At 41.3% G+C, this 744-nt stretch carries 3 protein-coding genes; all 3 read left to right on the forward strand.

Annotated elements, in window-relative coordinates:
- A partial coding sequence (locus tag A3761_RS23260) for a PhnA domain-containing protein (RefSeq protein ID WP_197473196.1) occupies positions 1 to 158 on the forward strand: 158 nt, incomplete at its 5' end.
- A 68-nt stretch (positions 159 to 226) separates the two neighbouring features.
- Positions 227 to 376, forward strand: coding sequence for a hypothetical protein (locus A3761_RS26390; protein WP_156490468.1), 150 nt, complete (start codon positions 227 to 229; stop codon positions 374 to 376).
- Positions 377 to 450: 74 nt separating this feature from the next.
- Positions 451 to 582 (forward strand): hypothetical protein, encoded by a 132-nt coding sequence (locus tag A3761_RS28800; protein WP_255374960.1) that lies wholly within the window; start codon positions 451 to 453, stop codon positions 580 to 582.
- The last annotated feature ends 162 nt before the right edge of the window (positions 583 to 744 follow it).

Below are 744 nucleotides of genomic sequence, written 5' to 3' on the forward strand. Positions count from 1 at the left end.
AAGACCTTAAGATCAAAGGCTCTTCTTCAGTCGTAAAAGTTGGCACCAAGATCAAAAATATTCGCCTGATCGAAAGCTCTGATGACCACAATATTGATTGTAAGATCCCTGGAATCGGTGCGCTTAAAGTGACACCGAAATACGTTAAAAAAGCTTAGCGTTGATAGGCTCTCTCTATAGGAGAGCTTCGATATTCTCGCGTTATATCTTTAGAAGGGTGGGTCTGATGAATTTATCTGAATTTACGCCTGCTCAGTCACAAGAAGTGATTGTGCTGTTCCGTGATGTCTTTTCTATGGCCGAGGGACTGGACGAGGGTTTGTTAATTGGCGATTTAGTTGCCGATTTGATTGCCAGCACTAGTATAAGAGTCTAAGGGGTCGGTGACAAATAAGAATCAGTTGTCACCGACCCCTTATTTCCTTATTTACACATAAAGGAGTTTAAGCAATGTCTACCAACCGCCAATTTACTAAACATCAATTCGGCCCAAAAGGCTGGACACCTGAGCGAATCGAGTCTCTTAAAGGTAAGACTTACCTCATCACCGGTGCTAATAGTGGTACCGGTAGAAGTAGATGATGCGCTTGATCTTGCTGAACGAATTCAAGTGTAGTTATTGTTTAGCCGTGTTGGTTAATTCCTTGCCAGCCTGAATAAAGTCATGTAAATTTATTTGTAAGACATATTCTTACGAAGAGGTTTGTTATGGCAGATACCGTTACATTTAGACCTACTGATGAT

This window comes from Oleiphilus sp. HI0123, from assembly GCF_001635315.1.